Origin of the sequence: Cryobacterium melibiosiphilum (genome assembly GCF_003602235.1) — a bacterium.
Taxonomy (GTDB): Bacteria; Actinomycetota; Actinomycetes; order Actinomycetales; family Microbacteriaceae; genus Cryobacterium; species Cryobacterium melibiosiphilum.
In genome coordinates this window covers 1-18,431 of the sequence record NZ_QZVS01000042.1, presented here as the reverse complement: position 1 = coordinate 18,431, position 18,431 = coordinate 1, and the positions used below count along the sequence as shown (strand labels likewise).

17 protein-coding genes are annotated in these 18,431 nt (G+C 61.2%); 6 read left to right on the top strand and 11 right to left on the bottom strand.

The features are described from left to right. Nucleotides 1-196 precede the first annotated feature (196 nt). Nucleotides 197-955, bottom strand: coding sequence for a YfbU family protein (locus D6T64_RS01455; RefSeq protein ID WP_119970742.1), 759 nt, complete (start codon nt 953-955; stop codon nt 197-199). 487 nt (nt 956-1,442) lie between these two features. Here D6T64_RS01455 and D6T64_RS01450 point away from each other — a divergent pair, with 487 nt between their 5' ends. Further along, entirely contained in the window at nt 1,443-2,396 is a 954-nt protein-coding gene (locus tag D6T64_RS01450) for a hypothetical protein (protein ID WP_119970740.1), read from the top strand. Here the strand turns inward: D6T64_RS01450 and D6T64_RS01445 are convergent. The 6 genes from D6T64_RS01445 to nrdH form a co-directional block, all read right to left on the bottom strand. Continuing rightward, nucleotides 2,388-2,627, bottom strand: coding sequence for a hypothetical protein (locus tag D6T64_RS01445; protein WP_119970738.1), 240 nt, complete (start codon nt 2,625-2,627; stop codon nt 2,388-2,390). The genes D6T64_RS01450 and D6T64_RS01445 overlap by 9 nt on opposite strands. 115 nt (nt 2,628-2,742) lie before the next feature. Beyond that, on the bottom strand, nt 2,743-5,559 hold the full coding sequence (locus D6T64_RS01440) for a class I SAM-dependent DNA methyltransferase (RefSeq protein WP_119970736.1): 2,817 nt from the start codon (nt 5,557-5,559) through the stop codon (nt 2,743-2,745). Nucleotides 5,560-5,925: 366 nt separating this feature from the next. Continuing rightward, complete coding sequence (locus D6T64_RS01435; RefSeq protein WP_119970734.1) at nt 5,926-7,116, bottom strand: ATP-binding protein; 1,191 nt, start codon at nt 7,114-7,116, stop codon at nt 5,926-5,928. A 122-nt stretch (nt 7,117-7,238) separates the two neighbouring features. Continuing rightward, on the bottom strand, nt 7,239-8,375 hold the full coding sequence (locus tag D6T64_RS01430) for a coiled-coil domain-containing protein (protein WP_119970732.1): 1,137 nt from the start codon (nt 8,373-8,375) through the stop codon (nt 7,239-7,241). A gap of 673 nt (nt 8,376-9,048) precedes the next feature. Continuing rightward, nucleotides 9,049-9,477 (bottom strand): hypothetical protein, encoded by a 429-nt coding sequence (locus D6T64_RS01425; protein ID WP_119970730.1) that lies wholly within the window; start codon nt 9,475-9,477, stop codon nt 9,049-9,051. 140 nt (nt 9,478-9,617) lie between these two features. Beyond that, complete coding sequence (gene nrdH / locus D6T64_RS01420) at nt 9,618-9,854, bottom strand: glutaredoxin-like protein NrdH (protein ID WP_267900462.1); 237 nt, start codon at nt 9,852-9,854, stop codon at nt 9,618-9,620. Between the two features lie 236 nt (nt 9,855-10,090). Between nrdH and D6T64_RS01415 the strand changes: the two genes are divergently transcribed. The 5 genes from D6T64_RS01415 to D6T64_RS01395 all read left to right on the top strand — a co-directional run bounded on the left by D6T64_RS01415 (nt 10,091) and on the right by D6T64_RS01395 (nt 14,281). Then, a complete protein-coding gene (locus tag D6T64_RS01415) occupies nt 10,091-11,236 on the top strand; it encodes a tyrosine-type recombinase/integrase (RefSeq protein ID WP_233550762.1) in 1,146 nt (381 codons plus the stop codon). After that, entirely contained in the window at nt 11,233-11,559 is a 327-nt protein-coding gene (locus tag D6T64_RS01410; protein ID WP_119970726.1) for a helix-turn-helix domain-containing protein, read from the top strand. The genes D6T64_RS01415 and D6T64_RS01410 overlap by 4 nt, the downstream gene beginning before the upstream one ends. A gap of 497 nt (nt 11,560-12,056) precedes the next feature. Further along, entirely contained in the window at nt 12,057-13,184 is a 1,128-nt protein-coding gene (locus D6T64_RS01405) for a hypothetical protein (RefSeq protein WP_119970724.1), read from the top strand. Nucleotides 13,185-13,239: 55 nt separating this feature from the next. Further along, nucleotides 13,240-13,617 (top strand): hypothetical protein, encoded by a 378-nt coding sequence (locus tag D6T64_RS01400; RefSeq protein WP_147364412.1) that lies wholly within the window; start codon nt 13,240-13,242, stop codon nt 13,615-13,617. After that, entirely contained in the window at nt 13,607-14,281 is a 675-nt protein-coding gene (locus tag D6T64_RS01395) for an RES family NAD+ phosphorylase (RefSeq protein ID WP_119970720.1), read from the top strand. Before D6T64_RS01400 ends, D6T64_RS01395 begins: the two co-directional genes overlap by 11 nt. An 852-nt stretch (nt 14,282-15,133) precedes the next feature. Here the strand turns inward: D6T64_RS01395 and D6T64_RS01390 are convergent. The 4 genes from D6T64_RS01390 to D6T64_RS01375 all read right to left on the bottom strand — a co-directional run bounded on the left by D6T64_RS01390 (nt 15,134) and on the right by D6T64_RS01375 (nt 18,122). After that, on the bottom strand, nt 15,134-15,904 hold the full coding sequence (locus tag D6T64_RS01390) for a ParA family protein (RefSeq protein WP_119970745.1): 771 nt from the start codon (nt 15,902-15,904) through the stop codon (nt 15,134-15,136). Nucleotides 15,905-16,108: 204 nt separating this feature from the next. After that, nucleotides 16,109-16,516, bottom strand: a complete 408-nt coding sequence (locus D6T64_RS01385) for a DUF3846 domain-containing protein (protein WP_119970718.1) — start codon at nt 16,514-16,516, stop codon at nt 16,109-16,111. A gap of 358 nt (nt 16,517-16,874) precedes the next feature. Continuing rightward, nucleotides 16,875-17,312: a hypothetical protein gene (locus D6T64_RS01380; protein ID WP_119970716.1), complete on the bottom strand. Its 438-nt coding sequence runs from the start codon at nt 17,310-17,312 to the stop codon at nt 16,875-16,877. A gap of 138 nt (nt 17,313-17,450) precedes the next feature. Then, nucleotides 17,451-18,122: a DUF3560 domain-containing protein gene (locus D6T64_RS01375; RefSeq protein WP_267900463.1), complete on the bottom strand. Its 672-nt coding sequence runs from the start codon at nt 18,120-18,122 to the stop codon at nt 17,451-17,453. Nucleotides 18,123-18,431 lie beyond the last annotated feature (309 nt).

Genomic DNA, 18,431 nt, shown 5'->3' with positions numbered 1-18,431 from the left:
CACCAGTGGTGCTGAGCCGCACCACCACTGGTGCTCTTCCGCACGATCAGTGGGGCTCAACCGCACGATCGGGTGGGGCTCACGGGCTCTAATACTCACCCGGATCCTCCGGCTTCGCACTCGAGCTCAAGGAGCGTCTCAGAAACCATCGATTTCGGCTAATCTTCCGGGGCGTCTCGAAGCTAGCCGCCGTGGGCTATTTGCGTCCGCGGCGCGACGGGTGGACCGTAGCGTCTGCAATCGCCTGAAGCTCCTCGGCCGATAGGAAGTGGTCCCAATCATGGCCGCGTCGCCGCACATCACCGATGCGCCGGTACTCCGCGAGCATCCGCATGTATAGGTCAAGGGTCTGCATGTGGGAATTCCCACCGTCGTTTGCGGCGATCGACTCCCGGCGCTCCTGCCAGCGGCCGTGATCGACCAAATACTGTACGTAGGACGCCATGTGCCCTTCGAGGCTGTCATTGAAATCGAAGCCGAGATAGCGCAAGTCAGCCACCACGTCTGCATCGATTGGCGAACCCTCCTTTGCGTGCCGCTCCACGCTGAAGTCGAGGATCCGGAACATGTCGAGAATGTCCATGACGCGGGTGCAATCGCGACGCGAGAGCTCCTGCTGGATTCCAGCGAACGCGGAGCCGTATTCGAGGGTGTATCCGGCCTCGAGCGTGAGAGCACGGTCAAGTTGATACTCGAGGTCGCCGTCTTCACCGTTCGCATCCTCGGGCAGCACCCGCGCCAAGATTCGGTGGAGCAGTGTGAACATCTGCCGATCCCTCGCACTCAGCGAGTCCGGCGCCAGGTCGCCCCGCGCCGCGACATCGTCGCGCACGGGCACGACTGCCTCCATGAGCAGATCCCGAACGAGATCGCTGAGGTTCACCCCCTCCTCTTCCGCCTTCTCCAGTAGGGAATCGCGGGTCGCATCGTCCACCCGCACAGTAATTGTCGGCATCGTTTCTCCTTTTTGTAATACAAGTCTTGATAAGTGTAAGACGTAAAACTTGTATGCACAAAAACCTTCACAATCAAATCCGCGAATAACGGTGAGGCGGGTGCTACCTCGGACCCCAGACCACAGTCTGTGGACAGGGGCGCGCCGCGCGGAAAGATCTCGCGGCGGACACGGCGGCGAGTGTTAGCGCAGTGCTCGTGAGATGTGGAGAGAAGGTGGGCATGAGCCGGAAGCACGTGCACAATACGGTCCCGCGTTTTTATCTGCAGGGCGCTGAGTCCATTGACATCCATTGCCTGATCCGAAATCCGACCCGAATCATCCAATCGGCCTCCTGAAAGCGTGGGGCATGAGGTTCCCCTGAACCGATCGAGGGTTACCTTCGAGCTGTGCGGCAGGTCTCGGAAAAGCGAAAACCACGTCCATTGAGGTTGGAGCCACCTATGCCCGTGAAGCGGGCAGGTGGGGCGTCGTAGGAATCAACTCAATGTCGGTGGTCGACGATAGCGTGTTGCCTATGCCCAGTGAACTTTCGACGCTCTCGCCAACTCGAGTGCGGCAGTTGCGCATCCTTTCAGCTATCAGCGAGCTTGGGGGCGGAACTTCCGGAAGCATCACGCACGAAGCGATCGCGAAGCGCATCGAAGCCGAGAATGACCTGGGCGTGATCGCCCTCGCGGATCACCTAGAGCTACTGAAGGACGAAGGACTTGTCGCGCTCGAGCTGAGATTGGGCGGCGTCATCGCATCTGTGAACGTCCTTCCCAGCGGTCAGGCAGCAGTCGAAGAGTTTGAGCACGTGAGAGCCTCGATACCCGTACGACGCAGGCAGTTAAGGGACGACTACCTGGCGTGGCTCTACAACCAAATCGAAGTGCTTGACATAGATCCCACCCCAGACGCGTATTTAAGAACCGTTCCTTCATTTATGGGATTTTCTTACACAGCTAAAGACCTTGAGAAGACGGGCGAGTGGTTGGTGACGAATGGGTTTATCCAGGGCGAAGCGGCTTGGCAGTACGCGGGACCCTTGCGGCCAACCCTGACAGCGAAAGGTTCCTTTACCATCGAAAACGGACGGTCCTCGAACGATCCTCCGCCCGCCATCGGAGACACGTTCCACACCACGGTGAACGGCCCGGCGAACGTCGCTCAGGGAAGTTCGCACGTGCGGCAGAATCTTTCAGTCGAATTCAAGGCTGAAGGATTGCGGCTGATCGACGCGATCGAGCAGACTCTTCCGGCCTTGGCTGCAGAGCTATCCGCAGCTGTCGAGGAACAGCTGAACGAGGCTCGCATCGAACTATCGGGAACCGCAGAAGTATCGAAACTGAAGGCGGTCTTCGGGGCGATGTCAGGATTTCTAAGCCAAACATCTGCCGGCGCACTCGGTGGCCTGCTCACAACTCAGATCGCGCAGTTTCTGGCGACATTACCGTAGCTTGAACTGAAACGGCTCTGCTTTGGACACTGCAACTGCATAGTTGTGGAGGATATCGGCGTCGAGGTCCATGCCCGGAAATGCGGAGCGTGCATCAGCCTCAACCACATCGATCGGGTAACCCTCGTGCGTGGCCCTGAACTTGCAATCCGCAGCTTCAAGGTTCGCGGCGATTCCCTCAAAAAGACGCCTGATTCCCGCGTCGTTCATCTTGACTGTCGCCTTGGCCATGCACTGAGGGTACGCCGCTCCATGGGCCGCTCTGCCCCGCGTGTAGGGTTTCGAGGCTGTACACCGCCATTTACGGCTTGAGAAACCCCGCCATGTGAATCAGAAAGCCATACCCCTACGCGCTTTTCCTCTGCCTCACTGCCTTCCTGCGGACGGGCTCCTGCAGCTTGAACAGTGCGGGCACGGAGTTAACAAGCTCGTGATGTTTCTTCAACAGCATCGCGACACGTTCGCTGGACGTTGGGTTGCTTATGCCGTACATCCCGTCCACGAGCTTGTCCAACCGTTCGTGAGCCTTGCGCAGAGCGAGGGGCATGCCGACCTGGCTGTAGAGCGCGGCGAGTGGTTCATCAGGGAAAATCGCACGAGCATTGAGCACTCCACCAACTGCGGCGCCGAACTCGACGAGCTTCTTGCCGGTCGGTTCAATGAAGGGGAAGACACAGTAAGTGAGGTCTGGGCTGATACTTGGGTCGCTTTTCAAACGGCCAGCGAATGTCTTCACCCAAGCCGTAAATGCAGCTGATTGGAGGTACCCGAAAACCCAGAGCGGACAATCCTCGATCACTATCAACTTGTTCCCGGCGATTACGTCAGGTTCGTAGTAGCGCATGGGGATGTAGTCCCTGTTCTCACTGCTGACTTCAGGAACTGCAAGGTATTTCCGTTTTGGTTGCCTGATTTGCGTGAAGAGGCTTGGAGTCGACGCTTTGGCATTCACGGACGGCGTGGGGCTTTCCAGTCGGGCTGCGGCAACCGCTGTCAGCCGAGTTTTCAAGAACGGCGAGTTCTTAATGTCTGAGGGTGCCGCGTCCACAAGCCAGAGGCACCACCGTTCGCCGCCCTGGATCATTTCCTTCGATTGGCGATACGGGCGCAGGTATTTCGCGGCGTACGTGTCCCCTGTAGCCTCCGCGTAATCTTCAGCTGTCACTGTCAGGTGGTTGCCGTCCGTCGGTTGGCTTCCCTTCGACATCAGGGGTAGCCCAGGAATCAGCGGCTTTGTGCGCTTGGACGGCCCCGGTAGCGGCGAATCAATCAAGTAAAAATTGAGGCTGCCCGGCGCACTCTCCAACGGCTGCCCGGTTACATCCGGATAATCAAAAAGCCGTTTCTGCTTCACCGTCCCCGCGGCAGAGAACCCCAAAATAGTACAGAAGACCGCGGCGGCGTTTGCGGCTCCGGAAGTCCACTTGAAGGTCCGGTGGCCGAAGTCGATGGCCATGTTGGCCTTGCGGAAGATCGGATCCAAAGCGCGCGCCTGGTCACCTTGGGTGATGCTGTTCGTGCTGACGAACGCGAACCTTGCTTTGTAGCCGCGTGCGTACGAAATGGCCTTGGCGTACCAGGATGCAACATAGTCCAGTCGGCCGCTACGTTCACCTTTTGCTTCCGGGAGCTGAGCAAACGCGAGTCGGCTGTCCTCCTGCTGAGAGGCAGAGAGCCATGCCATTCCGACAAACGGTGGATTTCCGAATACAAGCGTCTTGTCGGTGGGAGGGACGATCTCAGCCCAGTCCAGCCGGATCGCGTTGCCGACTACAATCGTCGCGGCATCGCGGATGGGGAGGCGGTCAGGGGCCTCGCCGAATTCTTGCGAGAGCGTCATGTTCGCTTGGTGGTCGACCAGGAACATTGCAGTTTGCGCGATCGCTGCCGGCCACTCCTCAATCTCGATCCCGAAGAACTGCTCCGGCCGGACGTTGAGCGTGTTGGCGACCTCGAAACTGCCAAGCATTTCGTTGCCGGTGACATCGCGGATCTTCCGAAGTACCTCGAGCTCGAGGCCTCGCATTTCCCGGTAAGCGACTACCAGGAAGTTGCCGCAGCCGCAGGCAGGATCCAGATAGGTATAGTCCGCCAGACTCTTGTGGAAGGCACGCAATTTGTTCAGGTTGGTCCCACAGGCTGCCAGCTGCTGGCGGAAACTATCCATGAATAGCGGGTCAATGGTCTTGGAGATATTTTCAGGCGTCGTGTAGTGCTCGCCGTGCGCCCGGCGGTCGACTTTTGCTTTCACCGACTGGAACATAGAGCCGAACACATCCGGCGAGATAGACCCCCAATCAAAACGGCAGCACTCCAGCAGCGCCGCGCGCATCGCTGAATCGAACTGCGGCACTTCGATGTGCTCGTTGAAGATCCCACCGTTTACGTACGGAAACGGGGCAATGGATTCGCTCAACCGTGACGAGCGCTCTGTCTCCGGTCGGTCGAGGGCACGAAACAGTGCGTCGAGCGTTCCAGCGACTGCCTCACCGTCAACAGGACTCTGGTCGACAAGGTCGTGAAACAGACCCCGAGGCCACAACCCGGTGTCGTCACCGAACAGCAAAAAGAGCACGCGGGTCATGAACACAGCGGTCTCGTGCTCGCTGTAATGGTCGCGGGTGATCTCTTGATAGAGATTGCTCATCAGCTTCACGGCTTTTGCGTTCACAGATTCTTCTTGTGCCGCGGTGAAGTCGCGCTGAACGTAGCCGGCCAAGAAAGTGAATCGATCAATCTCTTTTTCCAGGTTCTTGGTGTCAATCAGGTAGGTACTTGCACCGCCGTCTTCATCGAATCGGGTGAGCTTTATGTGTCCGAAGTCCGAAACAACAACGGCTCGTGGGAAATCCTTGGCCGGAAGGCCGTCGAGGTAGTCGAACGCCTGGGCATCAGCCGCGGCCAAGTCCTTGCCGGCGCTCTTTTGCTCAACCAGCAGCATCCCCGGCCAAAACAAATCGATGAATCCCTGATTACCGGTTGAGAACCGCTCAGCGCGTTTCTCAAAATAGGCAACGCGTTTACGGTCAATCCCGAAGATTGCCAGAAACTCGTTCCAGAACGACTGCGATTCCCCTTTCTCGTACACGTCGTCTGCCCAGCGCGCGGCGAATGCGGATGAGCGGGTACGAATCTCTTTCATCGAGAGCGAGGGTGCAGGCATAGCGCAAATGTATCGCGTCTAAGAAGCGGCGAACGGCAGGCGACCCGGTCAGGAGCGCCCGCCGTCTTCACTGAAGGTTGCGGTTAGTTTGCGTGGTCGAATGGAGCTGCTCAGTCGACCACGAACGGATTGGGCACGAGCAGCACGAGGCCGCACGCTGGGCAGCGCTGGCAAACCTTGAGACCATGGGCGGTCGGGGCAACATCGGCGTTCATCTCATGGCCGCACGCGGGGCATGAGGACCGTCCCAGTCGAGGCCATCATCGCCATCCATGCCTTGAGTGTGCCCCATTGACTGCCAGGCCGCTTGAACTATCCACAGGCACACCGCTGCATCCATCCCTGCCGAGACGCAGGCGCTTGGGGTTAGCCAGTCGATTCAATGTCGAGTGTCATGTGCCGGCGCATGAACCGGTCGAATTGTGGAACCGTGAACTTCGCATACCCGAAGCGAGGCGTATATAACAGCCCTTTGGCGATCAATCGGGATCGTATCGGGCCCAGCTGCTCAGAGGACTTGTGCAGGACCGCCGCAACGTCAGCGGCTTTCTGTTCCGCGCTGCCCAGTTCAGCCATTGCCCGCATATACGTCAACTCGTCCGGAGTGGTTCGTTGCACCCTGGCTTGGAAGAAACTGCCATCGAGCTCTGATTCGACTTGGCTCAGGGCGTCTTCTGCGTCGACGAGGGTGATGACTGGCCCGTCAGCGGTGTTCCATGCTGCGCGGCCGAACTCCTGAATGAAGTACGGGTACCCCTCCGTATACGCGAGGATGAACTCGATTGCTTCCGGACTGAAGGTGACGCCCTCAACCTTGGCTGGCTCGACGATTGCCTGCACGGCCGCTGCGCGCGGCAGCTGGCCGATCGACGAAAATTTGAAGAGCCGCTCAGCGTAAGATTTCGCATTTCCCGCAAGTCCCGGAAGCCCTGGTAGGCCGGCTCCGGCGAAAGTGACTGGAAGTTGTCGCTGGACGGTGCGGTGGACAGCCCCAATCAGCGCTTCTAACTCGGTTTTGGCCAGGAATTGGATTTCGTCAAAGAGGAAAACGACGCCGCGCTTCTTCTCCGCGGCCGCTTCGCCGATTGCCTGGAAGACGTCGGCGAGGTCGTCGTTGAGCGATCCGGTATCAGCGGTCCCCCAGGCGGGCTCCACATCAAGACCTGCCGTCATGGCGCCGTCGGCTTGCACGCTCAAAGAGAAGGATTTGATGACGGCGGCTGCCTGGGCAGCGCGCTCCCCCCACCGAGCTTTGGGTGACACCTGAAAGAGTGCGCGCCGGGACAGGTTGGCTATCTGGGGCCCGAAGGGCGTGTTCTTGGACACTTCGGCCACCACGGGGACCCAGTTCTCGTCCTCGGCAATGCGCTCGTATTGCCCCAGGAGCACCGTTTTGCCCACCCCGCGCAGTCCAGTAATAATCACTGATTGCTCGGTGTATCCATTGGCTAGACGCTGAAGGAGCACCCGGAAGTCTTCTGTCTCCTGGGCTCGTCCGGCGAGGAAACGTGGGGGCGCGCCCGCGTTCGGTGTATACGGGTTTCGTGCCCTATCCATGGTTCTCCTTAACAAGTTATCGAAAGTTTATCCCTAATTGATAAACTTTCGATAACTTGTCAAACTAGGTCCCGCTGATGAACCACCCGACTTCTCGGGTTCGAGGGAACGTGGTTGGGCGTTCAGTCGTTCTGCTTGGTGGGTTTGGGTTTCGTGCCTTCATTTGCCACCTGAGTGGCGGGGCGTATTTCTGCCCGGTCCGCACGGCTACGTTGTTCACGAGCTTCCTTTCGCAGCTCGGCGAGCTCGTCACGGACTTGGGCGAGTTGTTGTTCCTGCGTGATGCGTAAATCACTCACGCGCTGATCGCCGTGAGTTCTCTCACGTTCGATGTCTGCCCGCGCCGAATCGCGTTCCACAGATACGGCGGTCAGGTTCCCGCGCAGCGAGCTGGCTTCCTCCTGCATCGCATCGCGTTCGGTGCGTGCGTGATCGAGCTGGTCCCGAACTTTCGCGAGGTCAGACTCGGCACGTTGGGCACGGGCTGCTTCGCCGTCGGCGTGGGCGACCGCGCCTCGAGCACGTTCCTCCGCTTCCGCCCGTGCGGCAGAAGCGAGTTCGGTCCGCGTGGTGGCCTCGTCCCGCTCTTGCTCGGTCTCCCCCAGTCGCGTACGTGCGGCCACCAGCTGCTCACGCAACTGAGTCAGCTCGCCCTGTGCCTGCAAGTTCTGAGCCTCGGCCGCGGATCTGGCCGTGGCCAGCTCGGCAGCAACCTGGTCCAGAGTCTGTTCCCGGTCGCTCAGTTCCTGCTGTATCGCCACAAAGCTTGCCTGCTGCTGCTCTGCCAGCTCAGACGCTTCCATCGCTGCGGCGTCAGCCTCGACCCGCTCCGCCTCGGCCTGGCGCTGGGCCTGCTCGGCCCGACTAGCTCGTGCCGAAGAAGCGGCGACGCGTTCGGCGGCCTCGGTCGTCACGGATTCGATCTGGGCTTCTGCAGCGTCTGGGTCGGCAAGGGTGCGCAACTCCTCGACGAGCGCGCTCATCTGATGGCCGAGGTGCTCGACCATGCCGGCCACCTGTCCGTGGAGTTCTCCCGCTCGCTGGCGCGCCGCGTCGACGGGGCGTTTCTCGTCCTCGACGCTCCGTGTGGGCTCTGCGGTGAGTCGGCGGCGTGCGCGCCAGGCAGCGGCCCGATTGTGTCCCTCGTCGTCGCAATACTCGGGGGGCCGGCCGGTGCCGGCGTCCGCGCTGACGGCGGGGCGCTCGCATCCCGGGAACCGGCACGTGCGTTGCTCTGTCTGCTGCAGCTGATCGCTCATAATGTCACTCTATCATGACAAAAGATGTAACGTAATACGAAAAACGTAACAAAATACGAAACATGCTTGATGTCATTTTTCGAAGCCGTCTTGTGAATTTTCGAAGTCGTCTGCACAAATGTTCGTACTCGCGTGCACAGCTGAATCGGTGACTGTGCGACGAGGCCTTTTCGCCCCGCTGGTCTCTGGAGTCGTCGCCCGTCTCGGCACAACGACGGCAATCGCATCCGAACCAATGCCCTGGCCTTTCGGCGTCCGCCCCTTTTACCTCCTGCTTGTGCAGGCGAGTTTGAACAAAAGCGACACTCGTGCAGAGGAGTACGGAAAAATCAGTCGTCACACTCGGCTGCACAACCCCAGAAACATAGGGGCCGTTGTGCAGTCGACTTCGAAAAATGACATGCACACATGTGAGTTCACGTGAGAATGCTCATCGGGATATCAGTACTCGGCGGAAACTGCTCATCCGGATGTCAGTAACGTGCTCATCTCTATGTCAGCGGACGGCCAAGCCGACGATGTACGCCCAAGCCCACGACTGTCGGCGCGGTCGACGGCCCCGTTACCGACATGTAGATCGTTAGACCGCTCCCCCTGCAGGCCCCTAGCTATATGCAGCGACCTGGTCGCTGACAGCCAATTGAGCAATTTACTGACATCGGAGTGAGCATTCTCATCTGGCGGGGTGAATCGCCGGCGGCGCAGAGGCGTCAACGACAGTGCGCTGCGCGGTTAGGCCCGTGAACAGGTCCGGGATCAGCAGCACGAGGTCGCAGCGCGGGCAACGCTCGCTTGCTTTGAGTCCGCGGCTGGTACTGATGATCTCGGCGTTCATCTCGGCGCCACAAGCGGGGCAGGGCGGACCGCTCCAAGGGATCATCGCACCGTCGGTCCCCCGGGCGAGCTCGTCGAAGACGAGCCGAGCGACGACGACGGCGTCATCTTGGGCCGTTGAACCAGGTGCCGTATGTGCGATGTCGCGAAGAACCACGTCGAGGGGCTTCGATCCGGTATCGGCGAGGTGTTCCCCGGCGATGGCGCGGGATATGGCTTCGTCGAAGCTGCGTCGGTTCATCACCGCTCCCCCGCTGTCCTGATCCATGTCATTCAGTCTGGCCTGACGTCGCCGTTTTCGCAGGTGCACTGTGGCGAAGATGCAGGAAGCGCCCCTGGCCGGGAGAGAGAACGGCCAGGGGCGCTGATTGTGGGGCGCAGCAGCCTGCGCCAGGTCTGCCGTGTGTCCTAAGCGTCGAGGGCTCTGCTCTGGTCCAGGGCGGCGATGCGGTCAGGGCGGAAGCCGGACCAGTGGTTGTGCTCGTCGACGACCACGATGGGTGCGGCGCTGTACCCGAGGTCTTCCGTCACGTATTCGAGGGCCACGGCATTTTCGGTCACGTCGACAACTGTGTACGTCACGCCTGCTTTATCGAGTGCTTTGTACGTCATCGTGCACTGCACACACGCTGGCTTACTGAACACAAGCGAGCCGTATTCGACTGGCTGCAACAGCCGAAACTTCTCTCTTTATGGCCAGCGGCACGTTTCCTTCTCGATCGTATGTGGCTAGCGTTCGCAGATGCAGCATGACCCAACCGGTCTGTGACATTTTTGAGAGGTCTACAAGGCACTACGACCGTCTTGGTCGATCATTTATGCCAGTTCTGATGGGGATTCGCCTCCACACCAGAGCAGTTTTAATGCAATACTGAGGCGTATTGAGCAACAATGATGCATTTATTGCAACGACGGAGCGCGTGATGATTGATCTACCCGATGCTCGGTTCGCGCTCGTTACCGCAATCGATCCTGAGCGGTCGATGTTCGACGCGATGCTGGACGGGTGGGAGCGTCAGCAGTTCAGTCGCGGGCTTAGCGCGGGAACAGTTGAGCACAACACCGGTTTCATTCGCCGTTTCGAGCTGGCTCTTGGCGAGTATCCCTGGCACTGGACCGCGACGGACGTGGAGGATTTCACCTCCTCGTTGCTGTCGATGAGTCCGCCTCGAGCGCATTCCACACTTCGCGGGTATCACCAGACCATCACGACGTTCTGCGATTTCCTTACCGATCCGCGCTATGACTGGGCCGAGCGTTGTACTGAGGCATTCGGGACGCACCCGGTTCAGATCTGCCACGAATGGAACACCCGCGCGCACCTGTCGGAGTTCGAAGCGAAACCTGCGAAGCGGCCGTTCAGCTATGACGAGCTCGAAGCGTTCTTCGCCCGCGCGGACTTGATCGTTGAGGAGATCATCCAGAAGGGCAAGAAGGGTGCGCTCAGCGCGCTGCGCGACGCGCAACTCTTCAAGACGGTGTACGCGTTCGGATTACGCCGGACCGAAGCCGCGATGCTCGATCTGGCCGATCTGCGGAGCAATCCGAACAGTCCGCAATGGGCCGGCTACGGCGTTGTGCATGTCCGGTTCGGGAAAGCAATCAATGGTGGACCACCACGTCGGCGCAGCGTTCTCGCGGTACCCGAATTCGACTGGGCCATCGAAGGCCTGAAGCACTGGGTGGAACAAGCCCGGCCGAAGTTCCTCGCCCACAAGACGAATGCACTGTGGATCAGCGAACGGAAGACCCGACTGTCGATACGGCATTTGGATTACCGGTTCGCGGCGATCCGTGATCAGGCCGGCCTTGACGAGAACCTCACCCTCCACAGCCTCCGGCACTCCTACGTCACACACCTGATCGAGTTCGGCTACCCCGAACGCTTCGTCCAAGAACAAGTCGGCCATTCCTACGCGTCAACCACCGCGATCTACACCTCAGTGAGCAACGACTATAAAAACCGGATCCTTGCCTCCGCCCTGGGACGGGTCTACTCCCCCACCCCGGAAGGCCTGAACCAATGACGAGCCCGTATACCGTGACCTGGAATCTCCGCCAGCTGATGGCAACCCAGAACCTCTTCAAAACCACCGATCTCGTACCCCTTCTCGCGGAGAAGGGAGTCGCACTCTCCCGCGAGCAAGTGTTCCGACTCGTCACCCAAACCCCGATCCGGTTAAACCTCGATGTGCTCGGCGCCCTCTGCGAAATTCTCGCTTGCACCCCCAACGACCTCATCCACGTCGACCGCGTCACGCTCTCTGGCGATGTCGCGGTCAACGACAACGGTCCACTACATCCGATCGGGGATCTCCGACCCGTGCCCGCGACAATCCGCCGCCCCTGACGGTGCGACCCTGCAGCGACTGCGGACTGGACAAACAGATCCGGATCAACACCGACACCGGTAGCTACTGCACCACGTGCTGGCGGCGAAGACCGGAATCACGAGAGATTTGTTCCATCTGCCAACTGCCCGGAATCATCCACACACGCACTCCGGCTGGACCGGTCTGTCCGCGCTGCGCCCCGAAGACCATCGCGACCTGCGTCACCTGCAAACAGGTACGACAGGTCGCGGTATCTGTGCTCGGTGGCCCGCAATGCTCAACCTGTTACCACGTGATCAGAAGGATCCCAAAGACCTGTCGTAGCTGTGGTCAGCGACGCCTCATCGTCTACCTCAACACAGCTGGGCAACCCTGCTGCTCGACGTGCGCGAACGTTCCGCAACGCTTCGGCTGCCTCGATTGCGGCGCGGAAGAGCACCTTCATGGTCTTCGCTGTTACCGATGCGTTCTCCGCATCCGGGCAAAGCAGCTGATCACAGCGACCGACGGGAATGTGAACACCACGTTCACGCCGTTGTATAACCTCTTGATCAGCTCGGGCCGGGCGCCGACTCTGGTGAATTGGATTCACCGCAGCAGCTCAGCCGCCCTGGTCCGGCGGTACGTCAACGACGAGCTCCCCCTCACCCATGACAGCCTCGACGAGTGGCCCAGCGAACGAACCGCGACCCACGTGCGGCAGCTGTTCCTCGCAGCCGGGCTGCTCGAACAGCGCGACGAGATCCTGCACGGCTTCGAGGCCTGGACCCGCACCTACCTCGCAACACACCCTGGCCCGCACCACAATGCTCTGCAAAAGTACGCACGCTGGCAGATCAGTCAGCCACTTCATGCTCGCGCCCGCAAGGGCACCCTGACCCTTGACGCCAGCAGTCAAGCCCGGCAAAAAATCAAGGTCGCAGCCCAATTCCTCCAGACCCTTCCCGCTGACACCACAAGCCGCGAACGCATCCAACCTGTGCTCGAGGACCACATCCTCGCCTACCCGCAGCACAGAAACCGGCTCGCGCCGTTCATTAGCTGGGCACAGACCCAGAAGCTCTTCCCGCTCGCAGCACTCAAGATCACCGCCGCCCCCTACCCGAGCGTTGCACTGTCCGAAACGGATTACTGGGCGACAATCCACCGTCTCCAAATAGACGAAGACCTCCCCCTCAGGGCCCGCGTCGCGGGACTCCTCGTCGGCCTCTTCGCACAACAACTGACCACGCTCATCTGGCTGACCGCCGATGATCTCACCGAACAAGGCGGCAAAGTCCAGCTCAGGCTCGGCCACGACCCCCTCACGCTCCCCAACCATGTCGCCGAGCTACTCATCGATCTCCGCGACTCCGTGCCTCCCTGGACAACAGAGGATCACGTTCGCTGGTTGTTCCCGTCAAGGCAACGCGCCGGGCAGCACATCCACAAGAGAACCCTCGGCGATGGCCTGCTCAGATACGGCATCCGCACGACTCCGCTACGCGGGGCCGCGCTGATCAATCTCGCCAGCAAGATCCCGGTGGGCCCGCTCAGCGACCTGACCGGCATCAGCAACCAGGCTGCCGCGCGATGGGCGGAGGTCGCCGGCCGCAGCTGGAACGCTTACCCCCAACTCAGAACATCGGTTCTTATTGAGTGACTTATTGCGTGCCGAAATGCTGTCTTTCTGGGTGTCTGCTTGGTACGCTCAGTGCATGACAAATCTGGCAATGCGCCCGCTGGGGCGATCGGTACACAAGGCGTCAGTGGAGTTAGCGTCGGCGTCGATCGTGGCGCGCCTTCAAGAGGTTCTGGGGCGCGATGTTGTGGCGATCATCACCGGTAAGACTCCCAGGCAGGTCTCGCGGTGGGTCGCAGGTGAAGCGAAACCTCCTCTGCAGGAGCAGCGGCTATTGCGCGACACGTTCCAGGTTGTCGAGCTCCTGGCGGAGGTCGACCCAGATGAGGTCGTGCGGGCCTGGTTCATCGGAATGAACCCGCAACTGGAGGACGCGGCGCCAGCAGAGTTGATCGCCGAGGGCCGAGTCCGTGATGTGATGGCTGCCGCGCGCGCGTTCGTCAATGCCGGTTGAGCTGGCCCTGGTCTTCGCCCCATCCCCGCTGTGGCGGGTTGAGCGCACCGACCCGGCTCTTCGCTTCTCCCTGCTCAACCCCGTCGACGTGATGAATGACCGCGCCGGAAACCGCTTCGATATCCCCGGCGCTGGCGTTCTCTACGGTGCGACGAAAGCCGACGGCGGCTTCGCCGAGACGTTAGCCGGTTTCCGCCCACGTGCGTCAATGGTCGGAGCGTTCAACAAGCTCACGCCGGAACCGGGCCGGGTACTCCCCGGGCAAGTCCCAGCAGCCTGGCTCACCACACGACGGCTGCGGACCTTCGACGTGACAGGATCGCTCCCTTTCGTCGACCTCGAGTCTCCAGCAACCCACGCCTACCTCACCGAACAGGCCGCACCGGTCCTTTTGCACCAGGGGTTGGAAAACCTTGACGTGGCTGCCGTACGGGGTCCGAACCGGCTCTTGACGCGCGCGATCGCGAGCTGGCTCTATTCCCGTACCGACGAACACGGACGCCCGCTCTACGCTGGGATCCGCTACGTGTCCCGGCTCGGTGACTTCGAATGCTGGGCAATCTTTGACGGCACACCCATTGAACTTCGCTCCTCAGCCCCGGTGGACCCAACAGATCCAGCGCTCAAGAATGTCATCAACCTCTTCGGCATAGCGATCCCATAGGTTTCGACCATGTCAAGGCCGGGTGCCCTGACGCTGGCAGCATGCTCCGAGAGCGGCCACCGTCAAGGATCCGCGCGAAACCCTATGGGCTGGAGGCACACGCCTACGCAGGGCCAAGAAGGGGCTCGCTCGGCCGCAATACACGGTGTCTATAGCAACCGAGCAGAGTGAATATGTCCCGGACGAACCCCGGCACTCCACCAGTACGTCACCATCTCGCTCATGATCTTGCTTCCTCTCACCAACAATTCTTTTGCCTGGCTGGCAATAGAAATCGATAGCGACCGTGAGTGCCGTAGTGCCGGGTCGTGGAATACCGGAACGCAGCGAGGATATGCCGCGAAAGCCCGGAACACAGGCACGGGAGGAAGCTACGGTGATCAGCCAGACAGGTAAAAACAGGGGGCACTTACAGCGCCGCGAAGCGGCTCAATTACAGGTCGGGCTCCGTGACGACGTGGGAGGTGTGTCGTCTTGGTGGTTATTTGTTGCCCCAGCGTGCACGGATCGCTTCTTCGACGACGTTTCGAATGACGCCTCCGCCTTCGCCGTTGGCGACGGCTTCGTCGATCAGGTTGAGGACGTCCACGGATAGGCGTGTGCTGAACGGCAGGGTGACTTCGCGGCGCGGTCGTCCGCGAGGGGTGAGTGCTGGCGAGGCTGCGGGGGGTGTTGGCAGTGGGGCCGGCGTCTCTGCTACTGGTGCTGGTGGCGTGGGAGGTGTTGTCGGCTGCACTGTGGCTAGGGATGGTTCTGTCGGCCTGTAGTCGATGGGATCCACGGATTCGTCGGGGGCAGGACGTGGTGTGCGACGTTTGCGGGATTCGAGGGAGGGTCGGTCTTCTTGGGTACTCATCGGATGACCTGCCTGACTATCTCGGTGTACGCGTTTAGCACGGGTGCTCCTTTCCGGTACTTGCCGTACCACTCCCCTACGAGTCGCACTTCTTGGACGATGGCGCGGTCCGGGACCAGGGGAACGAGGAGCATGCCGGTGTCGCGTAGATCGTCGATGCTGGCGGTCGCGGCTCGGGACATGATCGTTTCGCGCACTCCCCCGCAGACGATTCCTGCTTCGGTGAGGTTTGCGGGTGCTCCGATGCGGTGCCGACTGGCTCGGAACTGCTCAACGGTGCGTCGGGCGCCGGCTACACCGTCAACGCCGTCCCCTGAGGCGCTGGAGGCATAAAGAATGGTGTCCGCTGCATTGAGCGCTGACAGGGTCAAGGGGCCACCTTGGCGATTGGGGCAATCGATGACGACCAGGTCGGCGTTGAGGCCCTCGAGCGACGTACGGAGACGGAGCTCGGCGTGGTCGGCGCGGTCCGCTTCGCGGTTTGAGACGTTGCGAGCTGAGGGGACGATGCGTAGTTCGGGGAACCAGGATGACTGGATGGCGAGGTCTTCGGCCCATCCTTCGGGGTTCTCGTCGCCGAGGATTGCGCCGACGTGCAGGCCCTCTTCGGCGGGTGTGACATCGAGCCATTTGGTCGAGGCCGCTCGGGGGTCGAGATCGATCAGGACCGTGCGTCGTCCCTGTGACGCGGCGATAGCTGCGATCGAGACGGCGGTCGTCGTCTTGGTCACTCCGCCGGACTCGCTGTAGACCATGAGTGTTTGCATGAGTTCATCATGCTTTGATTCATGCATGAATGCAAGCCTTCATTCCTTCATTCCTTCATTCCTTCATTCCTTCATTCCTTCTTTCCTGCATTCTTTCTTTCATGCATTCATGCATGAAAGAAAGAATGCAGGAGATTTGTTCCCGGGGGAGTGTGAGGGGGTCTCCCCTCACCGGCTGGCCCGAGGGCCAGCCGGTGGTGGTGGCTAGATGTTGCGGAGCATGCTGACGATGGTGGGGAAGGGGGAGAGACTCTCGACGAGCTTCTGGATGGTGAGGTGGTCGGGCTTCTGCGCGAGCCCGGTCTGGATCCTTGCGAGTTGGTGGTCGGTGAGTCCGATGGTTTCGCCGCCGTCGTTGACGCTGACGGCGATCGCGGTGCCGAAGATGACGGTGCGGCTGCCGAGGAGGTGGGCGAGCACGGTGGCGGGGAGGTTGAGGGGGGAGCCGTTGATGAGTCCTTCGTCGTCGACGAACAGGTCGATGCTGTCAGTAAGGCCAACGACGTCGAACATGGAGCAGCCGATGGCGGCGGCGATGCTGTCCGGGTTCAGGTTCCGGGTGGTGATGGTTTCGGTCGGGTTGATGTGGACGCTGCGGATGCTGGTGGTCATGGGGTTCTCTCTCCTTGGTTGGTGAGCTGCGCGGGGTCCCGGNCGTGGGCAGTGGTTGTGTAGTCGTCCACCGTTTTTCTGCCCTTGGTGGCAAGAGAAATCGATTGAGAGCGGGAGTGCCGTAGTGCACGCAATCTGGTGCGAAATAAGGGAGCTCGCGACCGCGTGCCAGATTGTGAGTGACGAAGGCACGGAGCGAACTATGATGACCGGCCACCAAGGGAAGAAAAGTTCTGTCAGGTCAGGCCGGCGCAGCCGGGTCCGCGTGGATCCGGCCTCCGTGCCTGATTCACCTGGTGGGGGAGTGTGAGGGGCACCGTCCCCCTCACGGCCGAACCCGCGAGGGTCGACCTTGTGGTTAGGGCGTGGCAGTTGAGCTGACGGTTACGTCGTCTTGGTCGCCTTCCCAGAAGTGGTCTAGTCCGGCGTTGATCATGCTGCGGATCATCACGGCCATGTTGATGCCGCTTGCCGCTCGGTCGGGAAATGACAGGGTGATGGTGATGCTTTGGGTGGGTGCAGCGTGGTCCACGTCGCCGCGATCCTCGTCGGTGGCGTATTGGTACGTCCACGCGATCGCGACGGCGCCGGTCGGGCCGTCGCCTGCGGGAGTGATGGCTGCGCGGTGTTTGTCCTGGCCGTGGTGGGGCGCTCTGCTGTAGGTCCACGAGATCCCGATAACGTCGATGGTCGTGGTGCCGCATTCGGCCCCGATGGGGCTGAGGTCGGCGGCGGGAGCGTCCTGGTTGACCTGGTGTGCCTCGAGCGTGGTGGGGCGCTGGTAGGTGATGATCATGGCCGGTTCTCCTGTGGTCCCCGTGTCGGGGCCGTTCTCGTGGCTGGGTGCCGGGCTGGGCGGCTGCACGTGGTGGGGGAGTGTGAGGGGGATGCCCCCTCACGGCCGGCCCTGGGTGGGCCGGCCGCTGTGGCGTGTTTACTCGGGCCGTACGAGCTGCTGAATCTCGGCGTACGGGGCGGTATCGGTCCACGTATAGCCGGTGGTGACGCTGACTGTTTTGACGTTGGCGCGCACGACTTCGCGCCACTGTCCGCGGATCTTCACCCGGTCGCCCTTCGTGACGGTGGAACGGTCGTAGCCGGTGGCCTTGCCGCTGGCGACCTGGGCGGCGCGCACGGCCTCCCAATAGGCGATCTGGTCGCGCTTCTCATCGAGGTGCGGGGCGAGGCGTTTTGCGCGGGCCTGGATCTGCTCGGCGGTGGCGTCGAGGTAACCGCGTGTGTCGTCGTAGCACTGCGCGGTTATGCGGCGTTCGAGCTTGCGAAGCTCAGCGCCCAACGTCTCGATGCGGTTGGCGACAGTGACCGGGCTGTACCGGGCGTCGGTGGTGTGGGTGGCCGCGTCGGCGCGGGCCTGGGCGGTGGTGGCGTCTGCGCTGGCTTCGACTGACTTGCGCATGGCGTTATCTGCTCTGGCGATCGCGCCGCGGTGTCGGCCTTCGGAGTGGTGGCCAACCTTGATCGGCTCGCCTCCCTCGGGCAGGCGGTCGTGCGCGGCCTGAGCGTTGGCCCAGGCGGCATCGTCGGCGCTGGTCTTGCGCTCTGCCTTCGCGGCCAGGGCGTCTACCCGGTCGGCCTGACGCTCGATCTTTCCGGCTTCGACGTCGGCGGTTGTGCGGTGGCTGCTGTCGATTTCGGTTTCGACCTCGAACCCGGCGGCTTCAAGTGCCGACTTCGTGCGGGTGATGGTGTGCAGCTTGGGCAGGCGGTCGCGGGACTGGGGGACAAACCACGCGCTGATGCTGCGGCCCCAACGCCATCCGACAGTCTTCAGGACCTCGGCGGTTCCGCCGCCCCGGCTAGGGCGTGTCTCCTAATGCCTTCGACCAAATAGTTATGGCTCTGAGGACAGCTCCGCCGCGGTAGGTCAGTGCGAGCTTGTCGTAGCGGGTGGCGA

What these genes read in the sequence shown, in the direction of transcription:
- D6T64_RS01385 (WP_119970718.1), bottom strand. Translation starts at nt 16,516, where the DNA reads ATGACCACCAGCATCCGCAGCGTCCACATCAACCCGACCGAAACCATC.
- D6T64_RS01440 (WP_119970736.1), bottom strand. Translation starts at nt 5,559, where the DNA reads ATGCCTGCACCCTCGCTCTCGATGAAAGAGATTCGTACCCGCTCATCC.
- D6T64_RS01435 (WP_119970734.1), bottom strand. Translation starts at nt 7,116, where the DNA reads ATGGATAGGGCACGAAACCCGTATACACCGAACGCGGGCGCGCCCCCA.
- D6T64_RS01410 (WP_119970726.1), top strand. Translation starts at nt 11,233, where the DNA reads ATGACGAGCCCGTATACCGTGACCTGGAATCTCCGCCAGCTGATGGCA.
- D6T64_RS01400 (WP_147364412.1), top strand. Translation starts at nt 13,240, where the DNA reads ATGACAAATCTGGCAATGCGCCCGCTGGGGCGATCGGTACACAAGGCG.
- D6T64_RS01445 (WP_119970738.1), bottom strand. Translation starts at nt 2,627, where the DNA reads ATGGCCAAGGCGACAGTCAAGATGAACGACGCGGGAATCAGGCGTCTT.
- D6T64_RS01455 (WP_119970742.1), bottom strand. Translation starts at nt 955, where the DNA reads ATGCCGACAATTACTGTGCGGGTGGACGATGCGACCCGCGATTCCCTA.
- D6T64_RS01395 (WP_119970720.1), top strand. Translation starts at nt 13,607, where the DNA reads ATGCCGGTTGAGCTGGCCCTGGTCTTCGCCCCATCCCCGCTGTGGCGG.
- D6T64_RS01390 (WP_119970745.1), bottom strand. Translation starts at nt 15,904, where the DNA reads ATGCAAACACTCATGGTCTACAGCGAGTCCGGCGGAGTGACCAAGACG.
- D6T64_RS01425 (WP_119970730.1), bottom strand. Translation starts at nt 9,477, where the DNA reads ATGGATCAGGACAGCGGGGGAGCGGTGATGAACCGACGCAGCTTCGAC.
- D6T64_RS01450 (WP_119970740.1), top strand. Translation starts at nt 1,443, where the DNA reads ATGTCGGTGGTCGACGATAGCGTGTTGCCTATGCCCAGTGAACTTTCG.
- D6T64_RS01430 (WP_119970732.1), bottom strand. Translation starts at nt 8,375, where the DNA reads ATGAGCGATCAGCTGCAGCAGACAGAGCAACGCACGTGCCGGTTCCCG.
- D6T64_RS01380 (WP_119970716.1), bottom strand. Translation starts at nt 17,312, where the DNA reads ATGATCATCACCTACCAGCGCCCCACCACGCTCGAGGCACACCAGGTC.